Genomic DNA, 17306 nt, shown 5'->3' on the forward strand with positions numbered 1-17306 from the left:
CTGATCAGATCGAGGCTAGGCACGCGGGAGACCCCCCGCGGGTGAATCAGGGGCATATGACCCGTTGTGACTAGTCGGGCCGCCGAACGGTCATCCGCGGTTCGCTAGCGTGTCCCCATGATCACCGCCATCGTCTTCGTCAAGGCCGACGTCGCCCGCATCCCGGAGGTCGCGCAGTCGCGGCGCTGGAGGGCGTGAGCGAGGTCTACTCCGTCACCGGCCAGATCGACCTCATCGCGCTCGTCCGCGTACGCAGCCACGACGAGGTCGCCGAGGTCGTCGCCGACCGCCTCAACAAGGTGCCGGGCGTGACCGAGACCGAGACCCACATCGCGTTCCGGGCGTACTCCCAGCACGACCTGGAGTCCGCCTTCTCGCTGGGTCTCGACTGACCCTCCCGCGGTTCCCGCGTGCGGGCTCAGTCCTGGCTGGCCGCGTCGCCGTTCCAGCCGGCCGGCGCACGCAGGTGCACCAGGGGCGCGTCCTCGACGACGACCTCCCAGCCCAGGGCCTCGCGCAGGGCGTACGCGATCTTGCCGTCGGCGTCGACGCACTCCTCGTGACCTCCAGCTCGTGCAAGGTGTCGACCCACCCCGTCTCGAGCCGGACGAAGTCGTAGTTCCGCTCGATCTCGGTGTCGGTGAACATGTCGCCGTAGCCGTGCATGACGGGGTCCAGGTGGGGGTGGCGCCACACCGTGTGCCCGCCGTCCTTCCACTCGTTGAGCAGCCCGGTGCCCGCCGGGAGCGCGTCGACCGACGCCTCGGCGCGGTTGTCGGGGTTGATCGGGTCGGACGAGGTCTGCGGGACCACCAGCGCGAGCACGCCCAGGGCCAGCACGAAGCCCCCGAGGATGACCGGGAGCTCAGCCCGGTGCGCGGCGCGTCGAGGCACGACCGCGTCCAGGCGTGCGGCGAGCAGCGGGACCAGCATGGTGACCGCGACCGGACGGTGCGGATCGAGTACGCCAGCCACGCGCCCGCGAGCAGGAGCAGCATGAACTCGAGCCACGGCACGGGACCGGAGCGCAGCGCCAGGCCGAGGACGGCGACGAGCATCAGGGCGGCCACGGCTGCGTGCGGCTGCGTGAACTGGGTGGGGCCCCACTCCGCGAAGTACTGGGAGATCGAGCCGACCCGGGCCGACGACGTGAAGATGCCCAGGCCCATGGGGGTCAGGCCTGCGGCGACCACGGAGCCGAGCGGCACCAGCAGCATGCGCCCGACGGTGCGACGCGGCGTACGTCGCTCGAGGGCGATGCCGAGCACGGCGACGAGGCTGACCAGGACGCCGATGGACCACATCCCGTGGACCATGGCCCACAGCCAGGTCACCGGGATGATCCACCACGGCACCCGGGCGCTGCTCCCTGCAGCCATCCAGGCGGCCGTGACCAGGGCGATGAAGAGGTAGCTGGCCACCTGCGGGCGTCCCGACAGGTTGGGTGAGCAGGCGACGACGGCGACGGGCACGACGAAGGCGGCCACGACCAGTGAGCTCTGGCGGCGGGCCACCAGGAAGAGCACCAGGGCGAAGGTGAGCACCATCGCGCCGGAGAGCCAGACGACGCCGGGCAGACCGAACCACTCCTCGAACTGGGCGAGGCCGAGCTGGCCCAGCCACTGCGTCGGGACCCAGTCCGCGCTCGCGAAGCGGGTGACGCTGCCGGGGTCCCGCGGCGACCAGCCCTCCAGGAACTCACGGCCCAGCCGGAGGTGGAAGTAGGTGTCGGAGTTGTCGATGGTCTTCGCCATCTTCTGGACGATGACGGCGAAGGCACCGAGCACGAGGACCAGCGGCATCGCGACCAGGGACAGCGGCGCGGGCGCAGGCGCCGCCGTCGCGCTCGGCGCGGTCGGCGGCGTCCGGCAGGTCGGCGTCGGGGCGGTCGGCGACGGCGTCAACGGGGGAAGGCACGCTGGAAAGACTCCCACGGACCGCCGTCGCGGAAGGCGGGAATCACGAACCTCGACGCACCGCACTTGGCCCGAACCACGGATCCCGGCCCGGCGGCTGCCGTACCCTCCCCGGGTGAGCGCCACGTCCCCCAGGCCGACCGGTCTCGACGCCGCGCCGCGAGGAGTCGGCGCCCGCATCGGGTGGGCGCTCGTCGTGACCGCCGCCGCAGCCGTCATCTGCGACCTCACGCTGGCCCTCTCGCTGCGCCTGGGTGGGCAGGCGCCCCTCAAGCCGGGGCCGGCACTGGTCGGGATGGGGGTGACGTGGATCCTCCTCCTCGCACTGGTCGGACTGACCGGTCGGGTACGCCGGGCACTCGTCGTCGGCTTCCTCCTGGTTGCCTTCCTGGCCGTGGTCAACGCCGCGAGGATGGACGTCCTGCAGTCCCCGCTGGTGCCCTCCGACGTCGCCTACCTGCGTACGCCCGGCTTCCTGGTCGAGATGGTCGGTGCCAGGGCCGTGGTTCTCGGGGTCGTGGGTCTGCTGCTGCTCCTGGCGCTGCTGCTCTGGTTGGCCCGGGTGGCGGGCCGGGACCGGCCGCCGCCCCCGCGCCGCGGTGAGCGGGGCGCGGCGACCTGGATCGCGTTCCGAGGGGCCACGGCCCTCGCCGGCGTCGCCCTCGTCTGGTCGGCGGCCGGGTTCAACACGCCCGGCAACGCGTTGCGGTCTGTCTACGACGCAGCCGGTGCGCAGTGGTTGTCGTGGTCGCCCACCACCAACTACCAGGGCAACGGCTTCATCGGGGGCGCGCTCTTCAGCCTGCCCGCCGAGCCGATGGAGCGGCCGCCCGGCTACTCGGCCCAGCGGATGGCCGAGGTGGCGGAGAAGTGGGCCGCCGTCGCCGAGGAGCGCAACCGAGGCCGTGACGCGACGGCACTCGCCCGGACCAACGTGGTCGTGGTGCTGAGCGAGTCGATGGGGGACCCCGCCGCGCTGGAGGGCCTCCAGCTCGCCGAGGACCCGTTGCCGACGGTCCACGGGCTGATGCAGGAGGGCGGCGGCCAGATGCTGGCCCCGCACTACGGCACCGGCACCTCGTTGATGGAGTTCAGCGTGCTGACCGGGCAGAGCGCGGGACTCTTCGGGCCCCACATCGTCTCGCCCTACCAGCAGTTCGTCGCCGACCAGGAGGACTACCCGTCGTTGGTCGGGTGGCTCGGCTCGCTCGGGCACCGCACGGTCGCCGTGCACCCGTTCCGCCCGGAGCTGTACGCCCGCACCGAGGTCTACGAGCGGCTCGGCTTCGACGCGTTCGTCGACAAGGAGCACATGCACCGCACCGAGGCCCTCGTCCCCGGTGGCTTCGTCTCGGATGCGTCGGCCTACGACGAGGTCGTGCGACAGCTCGAGGAGAGCGCCACCCCCGGCCTGGTGCACCTCGTCTCGATGCAGAACCACGTCCCCTTCTCCGGCCTGTACGACGACCCCGTCGAGGTCGACCGGGCCTCGTGCTGCGCCGCGGAGGTGGGGCAGTGGGCCCGTGGCCTGGCTCGCACGGACGCGGCCGTGGCCGACTTCCTGGCCGACCTGGAGGAGCTGGACGAACCCACGGTGGTCCTGCACTTCGGTGACCACTTCCCGGGGATCTTCGACACCGCGGGGGTGAAGGCCGAGGGGCTGAACCTGCACCGGACCCCGTGGTTCGTGTGGTCGAACGTGGAGGGCGGCGTCGTCGACGACCCGGGCCTGCTCTCCCCGGCCGCCGCGCTGCCGGCCGTGCTGGAGCGCCTCGGCGCGCCGCTGCCGCCCTACCTGCACCTGCTGGAGGCGGTGCAGGACGAGGTCGGGACGATCCGTGGTGACACGGTGGTCACGCCGCAGGGCCGCGAGGTGCCGCTCGACTCGCTCGACCGGGAGCAGCGTGAGCTGGTCGAGGAGGCCCGCCTGGTGCAGTACGACTTCTCCGTCGGCGAGCGTTACGCACTGGCGCAACTCTGGTACTCCGGCCGCGACTGAGCTGGATCACGAACGGAGACCACGAACGGGGATCACGATGGGGGATTACCGTGCCGGGCGGTGGGCCGTCCGGGGCAGCCGGCGTTCGTCGGTGGGCACCACGGCGAGGCGAGCCTCGTCGAGGGCGTCGATCAACGTGAGGTGGCCCTGGGCCCCTCCGACCGGGCACGTCCACTCACCCTGGGCCTGCACCAGCCGGACGCCCGGCTGCTCGAGCCAGCGCAGGACGAGCTCGGACTCCTCCGCGGAGGCGGCAGGCAGGGCGCTGCGGGTGTCGACCACGGTCTCCGCCCCCGCGAGCAGGTCGGCCAACCAGGCGTGCGCGTCGGCTCGCGGCGGGATGACGCCGGCGGCACTCAACCGGCCGTGGCGCACGACGTGCACCGCCCAGCGTCCGTCGTCCTCGCGTCGGGTGGCGACCAGCTCGGGGCAGTCGACCAGCGCACGCAGGCGTTGGGATCGCGCGGCGGAGCGGACGAAGACCCCCAACCTGTCGCGGTGGGTCGCTGCCTCCTCGAACCGCTCGTCCTGCGCGCAGACGCGCATGCGGTCGTCCAGCGCCCGCACCACCTCGCCGGGGTCGCCGACGAGGGTCCCGGCGAGCGCAGCGACCACGGCCTCGTACGCCGTGGGGTCGGCCGAGCCGTCGCAGGGGGAGAGGCAGCGGCCCATCTCGGCCAGCACGCAGGGGGTCTCCGCAGGGGTGCCGGCCAACCGCTGCGTGCACTGACGGATCGGGTAGGCCTCGTGCAGCGCGGCCAGGGCACGCTCGGCCGTGCGCCGGGACGAGAAGGGACCCAGGTGAGCGACCGATCGGTCCTTCACCGAGCGCACCAGGGAGAGCCGTGGCCAGGCCTCGGAGGTCAGGGTGAGGAAGTGGGTCTTGTCGGGGAACTTCGAGCGCCGGTTGTAGTGGGGGCGGTGGCTCGCGATGAGGCGGAGCTCGCGCACCTGGGCCTCCAGGGGAGTGCTGCACTCGATCGCCTGCACCCGCTCGGCGAGCGTCACCATCTCGCTCATCCGGCTCCGGGTCTCCGAGGCGGTGAAGTAGGTCCGCACCCGCTGGCGGACGTGGCGCGAGGTGCCGACGTACAGCACCTCGTCGCCGGCGCCGCGGAAGAGGTAGACGCCGGGCCCGGTGGGCAGGGCGTCGGCGAGGTGACGCTTGCGGCGCTGGGCGTCGGTGACCCGGCCGTTCAGCGTCTGCACGTCCTCCAGCGTGTGCAGACCCTGCCCACCGAGGCGGGCGAAGAGCCCGTGCATCACGTCGACGGTGGCGCGCGCGTCAGAGAGGGCGCGGTGGTCGGGCGTGACGGAGGCGTGGAAGAGGGTGGCGAGGCTGGAGAGCTTGCAGTTGGGGGCCTCGTCACGGGTGACCACCCTGCGGGCCAGCTTCACCGTGTCGAGGACCTCGAACGCCGGCCACGGCCGCTGCTGCTGCTCGGCGAAGTGCTTCAGGAAGCCGACGTCGAAGGGAGCGTTGTGCGCCACCAGCACCGTCCCGGCGGCGAACTCCAGGAAGGACGGGAGCGCTGACTCGATGGAGGGGGCGCTGGCGACCATCGCGTCGGTGATGCCGGTCAGCACGGCGATGAAGGGCGGGATCGACGAGTGCGGGTTGACCAGGGTCTGGAACTCCCCGAGCACCTCGCCGCCGCGCACCTTCACCGCACCGATCTCGGTGATCATCGACCCGCCGGCCGGGGAGCCACCCGTCGTCTCGAGGTCGACCACGGTGAAGGTGACCTCGCTGAGGGGACGCCCCAGGTCGTCGAGGCCCTGCTGCTCCTGCCAGCGCAGCTGCCCCGTCGTCCGGCGGGAGAGCTCGTCCCGGGACGGGGCAGCCGTGGCCACCGGAGGAAGCAGTGCGTCGGTCGTCGAACTCATGTCGTCAACCTAGGACGAGGCGCCGACGGTTTCGGGCAGGCCGCCTACGAGCCTTGCAGAACGCCTCCGCGACGGCTTCCTGACTGCCACACTGTGCTGGTCTAGATGGACCCAGGAGGACTGTGCAGTGGTGTGGGTGGTTGTTCCGGCGCTCGACGAGGCCGAGAACCTGAAGGTGCTCGTCCCCAGGATCCGGGCGGCCCTGGCCGAGGTGGCCGTGGACGGCCAGGTCCTGGTCGTGGACGACGGCTCGACCGACGGGACCAGCGACGTGGTCCGCGCCATGGCCGACCTCTACGGCGACGTGCACCTGGAGACCTTGCGGCGCAACCTCGGCAAGGCCGCGGCGCTCCAGCGCGGCTTCTCCCGCGCGCTCGAGGGCGGCGCCGACGTCATCGTGATGATGGACGCCGACGGCCAGGACGACCCCGCCGAGCTCGGGCGCCTGCTCGAGCCGATCCGCCTGGGACACTCCGACCTCGTCACGGGCGCCCGCACGGTGCGACGTGACCGCTTCGTCAAGCGCCACACCTCCAAGCTCTACAACGCGACCACGCGGTGGATCGCCGCGACCCCGGGCCGTGACTTCAACTCCGGCTACAAGGCGATGCGCGCTGAGGTGGCCCAGGACGTCGTGCCGATGATGTACGGCGAGATGCACCGCTACCTGACCGTGCTCGCGCACCACTCCGGCTACCGGGTCAGCGAGCAGACCGTCGAGCACCACCCCCGGATGAGCGGTGACAGCAAGTACGGCCTGGCCCGCTTCTGGCGCGGCATGTCCGACCTGGTGACGGTGCGCTTCCTGCTCTCCTACGAGCACCGTCCCTCCCACCTCTTCGGCGGTCTGGGCGTGGTGCTCTTCCTCCTCGGCAGCGTGGTCCTGGGCTACCTGACCGTCATCAAGCTGCTCGGCGAGCCGATCGGCGGCCGACCGCTGCTCATCGCGGGTGTCCTGGCCGTCCTGATGGGGCTGCAGTTCGTCATCTTCGGCCTCCTCGCCGAGCTCGTGGTCAACGCCCGCAACCGCTCGGCAGGACAGGTCCGAAGCAGCACCCATGTCGGCTGAGGTCTCCGCGCCGCCCCGCCGGACGTCGTCGGTCGCGGACCCGGCGCCCTCCCGGCCTGCCCGTCTCCCGGAGCCGCCGACGCTCCTGCTCGGCGCTGCGGTCGTCGCCCTCGTCGGCTGCCTCACGATCCTCTTCTGGGGCGCCCTGACGATCGGCGTCACCTACGACGAGCCCTACCACGTGATGCGCCTGCAGCACTGGTTCGACCACGGGTGGTACCTGCTCAACGACGATCTGGCCGACGGCCGGGCGGGGAGTGGGTCGACGACTCCTTCGTCTACGGCCCGGTCGCCACGCTGCTGCTCCACCTGGCCAACGTGGTCCTGGGCAACGAGTCGTGGGGCACGGTGGGCACCGGGGCCGACTCCTACGCCGTGCGTCACCTCGGCGTCGCGACGATGGCCTGCGTCGGCGTGCTCGCCACCGCCACGCTCGGTCGGGTGCTGCTGCGCAGCTGGCGCTGGGGCGTGGTCTGCGCGGCGGCGCTGGTCGTCGTCCCGCTGTGGACCGGCATGGCCATGGTCAACGTCAAGGACACCCCGGTCGCCGTGGGCTACACCCTGGTCACGCTGGCGCTGGTGCTCCTGGTGGGCGAGGGCCCGGCCCGGTGGCGTCTTCCGGTGGCCGGCCTCCTGGCGTGGTCCGGTGGCGTCCTGGCCGTCGGCGTACGTCCGGGGATCTGGCCCGGCATCGCGGCGGCGTACGGACTGGTCGCGCTGCTCCTGCTGCTGCGTCGACCGGGAGGACCAGGCCCGGCCATGGCCCGCCTGGCCGTGGCGACCGCCGCGGGCGTGGCGACCCTGGTTGCGCTGGCGCTGGTCTACCCCTCCGTCTTCGCCGACCCTGCCTGGGTGCTCCGCTCGGTCTTCTCGTCGGCCAACTACCGCGGGGAGTCGACGCCTCGCCACACCGCGCCCGTGCAGGTCTTCAGCGTGGTCCCGACCCTCCTGCTCCTGCTCAGCCTGACCGCGTGGGTGCGGGCGGCCCGCCGCGCCCGCCCACGGTCGTGGCGCCTCGACGTCACCAGCACCCGGTGGCTGCTGCTCGGCGCGCAGGCCCTGCTCATTGCCTCGCTGGCGATCGCCAAGGGGTCACAGCTGCACGGACTGCGGCAGATGCTCTTCGCGATGCCCGCCGTCGCCGTGCTCGCGGTGTGGGCGTTGAGCCGGTGGATCGCCGCCGCGCAGGCGCGCCGTGAAGAGCCCGACGCCCCGGTCGCCGCCCGCTGGGGTGCGAGGGTGCTCGTGGCCGCCGTCGCCCTGGCCCTGCTGACGCCCACCGCGGTCCAGGCCCGGCTCTTCCCCTACAGCTACGGCTACGCGAGCGCCTTCGTCGACCTGAGCGGTGCCGTCACCTCCAACGACTACTGGCGCGGAAGCTACCGCGAGCTCGCACCCTCCCTGACCGACGACGAGTTCCTGGTCTGCTCGGGGGAGATGATCGCGGCCGAGCGGACCTACGCGCGCCTGACCCGCGACGGAGGGCGTTCGCCGGTCGAGCGGAGCCGCGACTGCCGCACCGACTACCTCAGCCCCTTCGGGCCCTTCCGTTCCTTCGACGTGCCGCTCGACGAGCCGGTGGGGACGACCTTCCTGATGGCCTCCTCCGGCAGCACCGAGGCCGGCCGGCTCTGCACCGACCTCGACGAGGTCACCCGCCACCGGCACCTGAGGGTGCACCGGATGAGCGTGCTGCGACGCTGCCAGCTGGTGCTCCTGGACCTGCCCGGGGAGCGGACGGAGCTCACGCCCGAGGGAGTTGGCTCGGAGTTCCTGATGGGCGGCTGGACCGGCAACCCCGCCCACCCCGGCGTCGTCCTGCTGGACCGTCGCGGCGACCTGGGCTTCGCCCTCCCCGAACTGTCGGACGAGCGTCCGCTGACGGTGTCGTTGACCCTCGACAACGACGTCCCGGTCGAGGTCGCGGTCGACAACGAGGCGGTGCTCGAGGTGGAGCCGGGCACAGGCGTACGACGGGTCGCGGTCCCGGCCGGTTGGGGCGGCGTCGTGGAGGGCGGACTCGTGATCACGCTGCGGGCCGCCGCGGCCGGGGAGGTCAGGCTGCGCGAGGTGCAGGTCGACGAGACGAGTGGAGGACGACGGTGAAGCGTGCGTACGTCGGGGCGGTGCGCGCCCTGCGTCGACTGCTCGCGGTGAGCGGGCTCCTGGCCTGCTCGACCGCGCTGCGGCGCGGTCCAGGATGGCCCTGTGGGTGCGCTCGTGGTTCGCGATCTACGACCTCGACGAGATGCTGGCCGTCGGGCTGCCCTGGTGGACCTTCGCCGCGGTCGACGAGGTGGAGCGCCACCTGGCTGCCACCCCACGGGCCCGGGTCCTGGAGTGGGGCTCCGGCGCCTCGACGGTGTGGCTCGCCGCACGGGCGGCCGAGGTCGTCGCGATCGAGCACGATCCCGCGTGGGCGGACGCGATGCGCCCCCACCTCCCGGACAACGCCACGGTCCGGACGGTCGCGTCCGTGCCGTCCGCGCACCCCGCCGTCGGGTCGCGGAAGCCGGGCTTCGAGCGCCAGGACTTCACGGCGTACGTCGCCGCCGCCGACGACGTGCCCGGTGAGTTCGACCTCGTCGTCGTGGACGGCCGCGCGCGGGAGGCCTGCCTGGCGGCTGCGTTGCCGCGGCTGGCGCCCGGTGGCATGGTCGTCTTCGACAACGTCGACCGGCGCCGCTACCGCGACGCGATCGCGCAGCACGCGGCAGTGGAGGTCCTGTGGACGCGAGGGCGGACCCCGTCGCTGCCGTACCCCACCCGCACGGCGCTGCTGCGCCTGCAGGAGGGCCCGGCGGGGTGACCCGCCGCGTCCTGACGTACGTCGCGCGCGGCCTCTTCCTCGCCGCCGTCCTCGCCGGCGCCTGGTGGAGCCTGCGCGACGAGGGGGACGAGCTGGTCGACGCCCTCGCCACGGCCACCGCCGGGGGACTGGTCCTCAGCCTCGCGCTCGTCGTCGGCGGGCTGGTCGGGACCGGGCTCCTGTGGCGACGAATCTTCGGCCTGCACGGTGCGCGGGTGCCGGGTCGTGCGGCCGCGGCGATCTTCTTCACCGGACAGCTGGGCAAGTACGTACCCGGCTCGGTGTGGAGCATCGGGGTCCAGGCCCGGTTGGCCCACGCCCACGACGTGACGCCGCGGACCACCGTGGCCACGTCGCTGGTCTTCCTGTGGGTGCACGTGGCCACCGGGTGCCTCGCGGCCGGGCTGGCGCTGCCCCTCGTGCCGGCGGCCGACGACCTCCCCGGCGGACGCTGGCTGTCGGCCGGGGCCTGCCTCCTGGTGGGCGCGCTCGCCATGGTGCCGGCGATCGTGCACCGTGCGGCGCGGCTGCTCGCCGGGCACGACGACGTCGTCTGGGGCCTGCGCGAGTCCGGCCTGGCGGCCGCGGTGATGGCCCCCGTCTGGGGCGCCTACGCAGCGGGCCTCTGGTTCGTGCTGCCCCAGGGCACGACGCCGTCCGGAGCCCTGTACGCAGCCCTGGTGGCTGCCTTCGCCCTTGGCTACGTCGCCGGGGTCGCGGTGCCGGTCGCCCCGGCCGGCCTGGGCGCCCGCGAGGCCGTGTTCGTCCTGGTCCTCGCGCCCACTCTTGGTGTGGTCACCGCAGCCGCCGTCGCCCTGCTCGCCCGAGTCGTGCACACGGTCGCGGACTTCGTGGTGGCGGCGGGGGCACTCCTCCTGGACCGGGCGCGACACGCCGCCTGACGCGGCCCCGGGGAGAAATGTCGGAGGTCGCTGTTTGAGTGCCCGACATGACGACACGAATCGACTGTGACTCCTGCGAGGTGCGTGGCCTGCACTGCCACGACTGCGTGGTGACGGTGCTGCTCGGACCACCGGCCGAGCTCTCGTTCGAGGACGACGAGCGCGCCGCCCTCGACGCCCTGGCCTGCGGGGGACTGGTGCCTCCGCTGCGCATGGTGCAGCCACTGGCCGGCCCGACCATGGAGTCCGCCTGAGCAGGTGTGTCCTGCGTCACGGAATGTGGACTTCCTTTTGGCCGGTCGGCCGACTCGGGCTAGCCTGACCGGGCAAGTTCTCGCGGGCCGCGTCAGCAGTCGTGCCGGTGAGCACGGTCTCCGGGGTCGACCTCGGTGGCGCAACGAACCAGAGGAGACGGACCGATCGTGACTCACGGCCGGAATCGACGTGCCAAGGCTCTCGCCCCCTGAGTGTCCTCGCAGTGACCGGAGTCGTCTCCGCGGTCCCCGCCCAGGCGGAGCCCGACGTGGAGGACGTGCGTGAGAAGGTCGACCGCCTCTACCACCAGGCTGAGCAGGCGCAGGAGCGCTACAACGACTCCGCGCTCCGCCTGAAGGGCCTGAACGCCGAGCTCTCGTCCCTCAAGGCCGACGAGAAGCGTCAGGGCCGCCGCCTCGACGAGGTGCGCGACCAGGTCCAGGAGCTGATCGTCCGCCAGTACAAGGGCGAGGGTGTCAACACCGTCGGCCAGGTCGTCGTCTCCGACGACCCCTCCAGCTTCCTCGGCCAGCTGACCACTATGCAGGCGTTCAGCGACCTGCAGGCCGACCTCCTCGACGACTTCTCCGACGAGGCCAAGGCGCTCGACCTGCGTCAGAGCACGGCGCGCGAGCGCCGGGCCGACATCAAGGACACCACCGCCGACCTGAAGGCCGAGAAGGCCGCGGTCGAGGCCAAGCTGGCCCAGGCGAAGGAGCTCCTCTCCCGCCTCGAGGCCGAGGAGCGCGAGGAGCTTTCCGCCTCGCGCGACTCCGGTCGCCTCCCCACCAACGTCCCCGCCTCCGGCCGTGCCGCCGCCGCGGTCAAGGCAGCCCTGGCCCAGGTCGGCGACGCCTACGTCTACGGCGCCGTCGGCCCCGACGCCTACGACTGCTCGGGCCTCACGATGATGGCCTGGGGTGCTGCCGGCGTCGGCCTCCCGCACTCGTCCTCGGCGCAGTTCAGCTCCGGTGCCCGCGTGGCCCAGAACGACCTGAAGCCCGGCGACCTGGTCTTCTACTACAGCCCGATCAGCCACGTCGGCATGTACATCGGCAACGGCCAGATCGTGCACGCGGCCAACCCGAGCTCGGGCGTCCGCATCGCCGGCGTCTTCTCGATGCCGTACGTCGGCGCCGTCCGCCCGGGCTGACCCGCCCCAGCGCTGCAGCGCTGACCCGTCCCGGCTCCCCGGTCGCGGCGCCGGTGGGCCTGCTCTGGCAGGATCGTCCGCGTGCGGAGTGACCCTGTGACCCAACGGACAGCGACGCCCGCGACCAGTCGCGCCGCCCGGATGGCGACGCTCCAGGTGGTCCTTGCAGGTGCGGTCTTCGTGGCGCTCGCATGGTGGCTGGTGCCATGGCGCCCCGTGCCCGGAGGGCTCGGCCAGCTCGTGCTCCCCGACGAGGTGTTCACCTCGGACGAGCTCGCCCGTGCCGAGTCGTACTCGCAGGCGGCCCGGGCGTGGAGCTGGACGTCGCTGGCCCTCTCCCTGGCCCTCGCCGCCGTGCTGGGGTTCACCGGCCTGGGTGCCCGCCTGGTCGACCGGCTCCGGGGGCCCTGGTGGCTGCGCAGCGCCGTGGCCGCGGCAGGCTTCGTGCTCGCCACCACCCTCCTCTCGCTCGGCTTCCGGATCGGCCTGTGGCAGCTGCGGCGTTCCTACGGGCTCAGCACCCAGGAGGTCGGCGGCTTCCTGCGCGACGTCGGTGTCGGCCTCGCGATGGACCTGCTAATCTCCTGCCTCGCCGTCGTGGTCACGGTGGGGCTGGCCCGCCGTCTCGTACGCGCGTGGCCCGCGGTGCTGGGTGCGCTGGCGGCGGTCACCGTGGTGGTCGTCTCGTTCGTCTACCCGGTGGTCGTGGAGCCGATCTCGAACGACTTCGAGCCGCTGCCGCCCGGCGAGCTGCGGGACCGGATCACCGAGGTCGCAGCGGCTGAGGGCGTACGCATCGAGGACGTCGTCGTGGCCGACGCGTCCCGGCGTACGACGACGTTGAACGCCTGGGTCTCCGGCTTCGGCGCCACCCGCCGCGTCGTCCTCTACGACAACCTGGTCGAGGAGACGTCGAGCGACGAGCTGATGGTCATCGTGGCGCACGAGCTCGCCCACGCACGCGAGCAGGACGTCGTCGTCGGGACGACCCTGGGCGCGGTGGGGGCGTTCGTCGCGGTCGGGCTGGTGGCCCTGGTCGTCACCCGTGCACGCGGGGCCGGCGCCCTCGCCCACCCGCGGACGGTGCCGTTGCTGCTGGCCGTCGTCGCGGTGGCCTCCCAGCTGGCGGCGCCGGTGCAGAACGGCATCAGTCGGCAGGTCGAGATGCGGGCCGACCTGGAGGCGTTGTGCGTGGGGGAGGACCCCGGGGCCTTCGTCGCCGTCCAGACGGAGCTGGCGAGGCGTTCACTCAGCGACCCCACACCACCGGCGTGGTCACAGTGGTGGTGGGGGAGCCACCCGCGGGTGCTGGAGCGGGTGACGCTGGCCCGGGAGTGGGAGCAGCGGGGCGGAAGGCAGTGGTGCGACTGAGCGGGTGTGACTGAGCGGGTGCGGGCGGGGTCGCGAGGACCCCGCCTCAGCACTCGGCGTTCTTCGTGACCCAGGTGGTGATGGTGCCGCAGGAGTCACCCAGCAGCTCGTTCATGAAGCCGCCGAAGAGGAAGACGGTCGCCACGATCAGTGCGGCGATGCCGGCGACCAGCAGTCCGTACTCGACGGCGGACGCGCCGCGCTCGGAGTGGCGGGCGGCGAGCAGGTGCCGGACGTACGTGAGGAACTGCATCTCGATGCTCCTGGGGTCTGGTGACGAAGGTGGAGAAAAGCACTGACGCGGTCCCGGAGAGGATCCCCGAGACCGCGCCAGCAAAGGCAAGAGCCTCAGATCACATCGAGCTCTCGATGGAGTCCTTGGTGCCCGTGAAGATGTCGGAGACGAGGCCACCGAAGAGGAAGACGGCGGCGACGATCAGGGCCGCGATGCCGGCAACGAGGAGGCCGTACTCAACGGCGGAGGCGCCGCGCTCGTCGCGCTTGGCCTTGGCGGAGTCGAGCATGATGGTGAGGAACTGAAGCATGGTGAGAACCTTTCCGGAGAATGCTTGCTTGGTGGTCCGGCAGGCATTCGCCTGATCCGTTGGCACCATCCTGTGCGACTTGTCCGAGGGTCGCGATCAGAGGAAAAGGCAGGCTCTTCTAGTCACTTGTGACTATGTCGGGCATGGTACGTCTGGGCGTCTCAGTAGCCCCCCGGACCCATGGAGGACAGCAGCCCGCTCCGCATCGCCGTGACGAGTGCCTGGGCGCGGTTGGTGGCGCCCAGCTTCTGGTAGATGCGGGTGATGTGCGACTTCGCCGTCGACTCGCTCATGAAGAGCGTGCTGGCGATCTGCATGGCCCCCAGGCCGTCGGCCAGGAGCACCAGCACCTCGTGCTCGCGGTCGGAGAGCCGGTTGGTCTCCCCGCTCATCCGACGGATCATCGCGCCGGAGAGGCTCGCGCAGAGGAAGGTGCGCGGCGAGACCGCTGCGTGCTTGGCCGCCTTGACCACCTCGGTCGAGGGGGCGTCCTTCCCGACGAAGGCGGAGGCGCCGGCCTCCATGGCGGCGAAGATCTGCTCGTCGCCGGAGTGCATCGTGAGCACCACGACCCCGGTGTCGGGGGAGTCGCGCCTGATCGCCCGCACGATGTCGAGCCCCGTGCCGTCGGGCAGCTGCAGGTCGGTGACCACGACCGCCGGGGCGTGGGTCGCGAACGCCTCCATCGCCTCGGTCACCGAGCCCGCCTGCCCCACCACCTCCGTCGCCGGGTCGAGCAGGAAGGCGGTGGCCAGGCCGTGCCGGATGAGCTCGTGGTCGTCCACCAGCAGGACGCGCGTGGTGTCGGTGTGGGGCTGTTCGGTCTGGCTCATGTTCTCTCCTGTCACGCGCCCCGAGACGGGGGACGGATCGATGCGGTGGACGGACGGTGGGTCCCCTGCGCGGGGACGGAACGGGTGGTCGAGGGGTCGCCCGGCCCGGGGAGGTGGCCGACGCGCACGCTGACCGTGGTGCCTCGCGAAGGGCTCGAGCGGACCTCGAGGACGCCTCCGATCAAGGCGGCGCGCTCCCGCATGATCGAGAGGCCGTGGGAGTCGCGGCGACCGGCCTGCAGCCCGAGGCCGTCGTCGGAGACGACGATCTCAGCGTACGGCGCCTCGACGCGGCAGGTGACGTCGATGAGCGTGGCCCTCGAGTGCTTGACGGCGTTGTTCATCGCCTCCTGGGCGATGCGCAGCAGCTCGGCCTCGACCTCGTGGCGCAGCCGGGCGGTGCGCTCGTCGACGGTCACCTTGATGGGTGTGCCGGAGACGTCGCTGAGGTGGCGTGCCAGGGTGGCGATCGCGGCGCCCAGGCTCTCGCTCGATCCTGCCTGGGTACGCAGCGTCATCACCGACTTGCGCACCTCCGCGACGACCCGCGAGATCATGTCGCGCAGCTGGACCAGGGCCTGTTCCTGCTGCGGGGTCGCCGTCGAGACCAAGGCGTCCACGACGTAGCCCATCGAGGCGATGTCCTGGGCCACTCCGTCGTGCATCTCCCGGGCGAAGCGCCGGCGCTCCTCCGACATGGCGGCGTCGCGGAAGGAGGCGAAGAGCTGGGCGGTGTCGAGCTGCAGGGCCGCGGGCCCCAGGTCGGTGGCCAGCCGGTCGAGCTCCTCGACGAGCTGGTCGGGCACGACGGGCAGCCCCGGGGCCAGGCGCCCGCTGACCACGGCGACCGGGGTCCCCGAGGTGACCACCGGGAAGGCGAACTCGTGGTCCACGACCCGTGCGCGGGAGTCGCGCCAGACGTCCTCGGCGAGGTCGCTCTCACCCGGCCCGACCGAGGGGTCGACGACGCGGCTGACCAGCGGCAGCAGGACGCCGTCGCGGTGGACGTGCAGGACCACGGAGGCGAGGGGCAGTTCGGCGGCGATCCGGTCGAGCAGGGCGCCACCCATGGTCGTCGGGTCGAGCCCACCGTCCAGCTGGCCGGAGAGGTCGTTGAGCTCGCTGATCAGGGCGCGGGCCTCCTGGTAGGCGGCGCTGCCGTCGTCGGGCACGGGGGAGAAGACGAAGAAGCTCGCCACCAGCCCCAGGCCCAGGCCGGTGACCAGCCAGGTGAAGAGGTCGGCCACCTCGGTCGGGTCGGGCACGGAGTCACGCAGCGCCACGAGCGAGCCCAGCAGGATGATCTGCACGGCCAACGTCTCGACGACCCCGCGGATGCCACGCAGCAGGCCGTGCACGAAGGGCGGCACCGCCAGGCTGGCCAGCAGGGTCGGTGCGATGTCGAGGTACAGCCCCGCGACCGCGGCGACGAGCGCCGACTCGACGATCGAGTAGAGGAACGGCGGAGCGGGGCTCCGCATCGCCCACGAGGTGGTGACCCAGATGGTGGCCAGCGCCAGCAGCCCGGACACGGCTTCGCCGTCGCGGCTCCAGACGACGGCGGCCGCGACGGCGAGCAGGACGAAGGCACGGGAGCCTTCGATGAGCCCCGTGTGCTGCAGGTCAGGCCTGCGCGACATCAGCCGAACGACGACATGATCGACAGCGCGGCGGGCCGAGGACGATGATGAAGAGGGTCGGAAGGATGCAGAAGATCAGCGGGACGGTCATCTTCACCGGCACCTGCTGGGCCTTCTCCTCCGCCTTCTGGCGACGCTTGGTGCGCATCTCCGAGGACTGCACGCGCAGCACCTGGGCGATCGGGATGCCGAAGGCGTCGGCCTGGACCATGGCGCTCACGAAGGAGCGCAGGTCGTCCAGGTTGGTGCGGTCGGCCAGCGCGCGCAGGGCGGAGGCGCGACCGTTGCCGATCTGCATCTCCTGCAGCACCCGGGAGAACTCCGCGGCCAGCGGGCCGCTGGTGTTGCGCGCCACCTGCTGGACGGCCGCGTCGAAGGCGAGGCCCGACTCGACCGAGATGGTGAGCAGGTCGATCGCGTCGGGGAGCTCCTTGGCGAGCTCGGCCTGACGGTCGTACGCCTTCTGGTACAGGTACATGTTCGGGCCCATGTAGCCGACCAGCGCGCCGGCGGCGACGAACATCAGCCGCGTCAGCAGGGCGAAGTCCAGCATGAAGGAGAAGAGCAGGAAGCCGACCAGGCCGCCGACGGCACCGATGACCTTCATCGACACGACCCGGTCGACGGACCACCCGGGCGGGTTTCCGGCTAGCTCGAGCTTGCGGTAGATCCGCTCGGAGTTGTCGGCCCCCGACAGCCGGCGGCCGATGGCCAGGGCGCGCTCCTGGAAGGGCTCCAGGACGCGCTCGCTGAACGGGCGCTGGAGCTCGGCGGTGAGCTCCGGGGTGGCCGTGTGGCCCATCGCCTCGAGCGCGGCGATGGAGCGCCCCACGCCACCGGTCTGCTTGACCTCGGCCTTGGGAAAGGCCATGAAGACCAGCGTCACCGAGGCGACGATGAAGAGGAATCCCAGAAGGAGCACCATGG

At 72.0% G+C, this 17306-nt stretch carries 16 protein-coding genes and 1 pseudogene; 10 read left to right on the plus strand and 7 right to left on the minus strand.

Annotation, left to right across the window (positions count from 1 at the left end):
• Positions 1 to 117 precede the first annotated feature (117 nt).
• A pseudogene (locus tag E2C04_RS06630) lies at positions 118 to 392 on the plus strand (Lrp/AsnC family transcriptional regulator).
• Between the two features lie 26 nt (positions 393 to 418).
• On the opposite strand, the gene E2C04_RS17690 reads toward E2C04_RS06630, so the two are convergent.
• On the minus strand, positions 419 to 592 hold the full coding sequence (locus E2C04_RS17690; RefSeq protein WP_158630622.1) for a hypothetical protein: 174 nt from the start codon (positions 590 to 592) through the stop codon (positions 419 to 421).
• 404 nt (positions 593 to 996) lie between these two features.
• On the opposite strand from E2C04_RS17690, the gene E2C04_RS06635 reads away from it, so the two are divergent.
• Together E2C04_RS06635 and E2C04_RS06640 are read left to right on the plus strand one after the other, a co-directional pair.
• The gene (locus E2C04_RS06635; protein WP_135832018.1) at positions 997 to 1413 is read left to right on the plus strand and encodes a hypothetical protein; all 417 of its coding nucleotides are present in this window, start codon (positions 997 to 999) and stop codon (positions 1411 to 1413) included.
• Between the two features lie 618 nt (positions 1414 to 2031).
• Complete coding sequence (locus E2C04_RS06640; RefSeq protein ID WP_135832019.1) at positions 2032 to 3915, plus strand: LTA synthase family protein; 1884 nt, start codon at positions 2032 to 2034, stop codon at positions 3913 to 3915.
• A gap of 45 nt (positions 3916 to 3960) precedes the next feature.
• On the opposite strand, the gene E2C04_RS06645 is transcribed toward E2C04_RS06640, so the two are convergent.
• Positions 3961 to 5802, minus strand: a complete 1842-nt coding sequence (locus E2C04_RS06645; RefSeq protein ID WP_135832020.1) for a DEDD exonuclease domain-containing protein — start codon at positions 5800 to 5802, stop codon at positions 3961 to 3963.
• 127 nt (positions 5803 to 5929) lie between these two features.
• Here E2C04_RS06645 and E2C04_RS06650 point away from each other — a divergent pair, with 127 nt between their 5' ends.
• The 7 genes from E2C04_RS06650 to E2C04_RS06680 all read left to right on the plus strand — a co-directional run bounded on the left by E2C04_RS06650 (position 5930) and on the right by E2C04_RS06680 (position 13361).
• The gene (locus tag E2C04_RS06650; RefSeq protein ID WP_158630623.1) at positions 5930 to 6871 is read left to right on the plus strand and encodes a glycosyltransferase family 2 protein; all 942 of its coding nucleotides are present in this window, start codon (positions 5930 to 5932) and stop codon (positions 6869 to 6871) included.
• 213 nt (positions 6872 to 7084) lie between these two features.
• A complete protein-coding gene (locus E2C04_RS06655) occupies positions 7085 to 8977 on the plus strand; it encodes a hypothetical protein (RefSeq protein WP_135832022.1) in 1893 nt (630 codons plus the stop codon).
• A 106-nt stretch (positions 8978 to 9083) separates the two neighbouring features.
• Positions 9084 to 9680: a class I SAM-dependent methyltransferase gene (locus E2C04_RS06660; protein ID WP_158630624.1), complete on the plus strand. Its 597-nt coding sequence runs from the start codon at positions 9084 to 9086 to the stop codon at positions 9678 to 9680.
• A complete protein-coding gene (locus E2C04_RS06665; RefSeq protein WP_158630625.1) occupies positions 9677 to 10582 on the plus strand; it encodes a lysylphosphatidylglycerol synthase transmembrane domain-containing protein in 906 nt (301 codons plus the stop codon). The genes E2C04_RS06660 and E2C04_RS06665 overlap by 4 nt, the downstream gene beginning before the upstream one ends.
• Before the next feature lie 47 nt (positions 10583 to 10629).
• Positions 10630 to 10836 carry a hypothetical protein gene (locus E2C04_RS06670; protein WP_135832025.1) on the plus strand — a complete coding sequence of 69 codons (207 nt, stop codon included), beginning with the start codon at positions 10630 to 10632 and terminating at the stop codon, positions 10834 to 10836.
• Positions 10837 to 11060: 224 nt separating this feature from the next.
• Entirely contained in the window at positions 11061 to 11990 is a 930-nt protein-coding gene (locus tag E2C04_RS06675; protein WP_229721495.1) for a C40 family peptidase, read from the plus strand.
• A 96-nt stretch (positions 11991 to 12086) separates the two neighbouring features.
• Complete coding sequence (locus tag E2C04_RS06680; RefSeq protein ID WP_229721496.1) at positions 12087 to 13361, plus strand: M48 family metalloprotease; 1275 nt, start codon at positions 12087 to 12089, stop codon at positions 13359 to 13361.
• Between the two features lie 46 nt (positions 13362 to 13407).
• On the opposite strand, the gene E2C04_RS06685 is transcribed toward E2C04_RS06680, so the two are convergent.
• The 5 genes from E2C04_RS06685 to E2C04_RS06705 form a co-directional block, all read right to left on the minus strand.
• Positions 13408 to 13614: a Flp family type IVb pilin gene (locus tag E2C04_RS06685; RefSeq protein ID WP_135832026.1), complete on the minus strand. Its 207-nt coding sequence runs from the start codon at positions 13612 to 13614 to the stop codon at positions 13408 to 13410.
• Positions 13615 to 13714: 100 nt separating this feature from the next.
• Positions 13715 to 13906: a Flp family type IVb pilin gene (locus E2C04_RS06690; RefSeq protein ID WP_135832027.1), complete on the minus strand. Its 192-nt coding sequence runs from the start codon at positions 13904 to 13906 to the stop codon at positions 13715 to 13717.
• A gap of 161 nt (positions 13907 to 14067) precedes the next feature.
• Positions 14068 to 14739, minus strand: a complete 672-nt coding sequence (locus tag E2C04_RS06695) for a response regulator transcription factor (protein ID WP_135832028.1) — start codon at positions 14737 to 14739, stop codon at positions 14068 to 14070.
• Between the two features lie 11 nt (positions 14740 to 14750).
• Positions 14751 to 16379 carry a sensor histidine kinase gene (locus tag E2C04_RS06700; protein WP_135832029.1) on the minus strand — a complete coding sequence of 543 codons (1629 nt, stop codon included), beginning with the start codon at positions 16377 to 16379 and terminating at the stop codon, positions 14751 to 14753.
• Positions 16363 to 17304 carry a type II secretion system F family protein gene (locus E2C04_RS06705; RefSeq protein ID WP_135832030.1) on the minus strand — a complete coding sequence of 314 codons (942 nt, stop codon included), beginning with the start codon at positions 17302 to 17304 and terminating at the stop codon, positions 16363 to 16365. Before E2C04_RS06705 ends, E2C04_RS06700 begins: the two co-directional genes overlap by 17 nt.
• Positions 17305 to 17306: the final 2 nt, after the last annotated feature.

The sequence above is a fragment of the Nocardioides daphniae genome (assembly GCF_004777465.1).
GTDB lineage: Bacteria > Actinomycetota > Actinomycetes > Propionibacteriales > Nocardioidaceae > Nocardioides > Nocardioides daphniae.

Coding starts and splice junctions, on each gene's coding strand:
- E2C04_RS06635 (WP_135832018.1), top strand. CDS start 997: ATGAACTCGAGCCACGGCACGGGACCGGAGCGCAGCGCCAGGCCGAGG.
- E2C04_RS06645 (WP_135832020.1), bottom strand. CDS start 5,802: ATGAGTTCGACGACCGACGCACTGCTTCCTCCGGTGGCCACGGCTGCC.
- E2C04_RS06670 (WP_135832025.1), top strand. CDS start 10,630: ATGACGACACGAATCGACTGTGACTCCTGCGAGGTGCGTGGCCTGCAC.
- E2C04_RS06685 (WP_135832026.1), bottom strand. CDS start 13,614: ATGCAGTTCCTCACGTACGTCCGGCACCTGCTCGCCGCCCGCCACTCC.
- E2C04_RS06690 (WP_135832027.1), bottom strand. CDS start 13,906: ATGCTTCAGTTCCTCACCATCATGCTCGACTCCGCCAAGGCCAAGCGC.
- E2C04_RS06695 (WP_135832028.1), bottom strand. CDS start 14,739: ATGAGCCAGACCGAACAGCCCCACACCGACACCACGCGCGTCCTGCTG.
- E2C04_RS06700 (WP_135832029.1), bottom strand. CDS start 16,379: ATGTCGCGCAGGCCTGACCTGCAGCACACGGGGCTCATCGAAGGCTCC.
- E2C04_RS06705 (WP_135832030.1), bottom strand. CDS start 17,304: ATGGTGCTCCTTCTGGGATTCCTCTTCATCGTCGCCTCGGTGACGCTG.